The sequence below is a fragment of the Clostridium polyendosporum genome (assembly GCF_018332455.1).
Classification (GTDB): domain Bacteria; phylum Bacillota; class Clostridia; order Clostridiales; family Clostridiaceae; genus Clostridium_AY; species Clostridium_AY polyendosporum.
The window spans coordinates 1-300 of the sequence record NZ_BOPZ01000099.1; the positions used below are offsets into that span (position 1 = coordinate 1).

The window sequence follows — 300 nt, forward strand, 5'->3', positions numbered from 1 at the left end:
GTAGTGCAAGTGAAGATGCTTGCTACCCGCGATTGGACGGAAAGACCCCGTAGAGCTTTACTGTAGCTTAGCATTGAGTCTCGGTATTGTCTGTACAGGATAGGTGGGAGACTGGGAAACATTCTCGTTAGGGGATGTGGAGTCGACCTTGGGATACCACCCTGACAGTACTGGGATTCTAACCGGGCACCATGAAGCTGGTGACGGGACATTGTTAGGTGGGCAGTTTGACTGGGGCGGTCGCCTCCTAAAAAGTAACGGAGGCGCCCAAAGGTTCCCTCAGAACGGTCGGAAATCGTT

General features: G+C 53.0%; 1 rRNA gene. It reads left to right on the forward strand.

The window, feature by feature from the left end:
* Positions 1 to 300, forward strand: a 23S ribosomal RNA gene (locus CPJCM30710_RS17580); the annotation flags it as partial.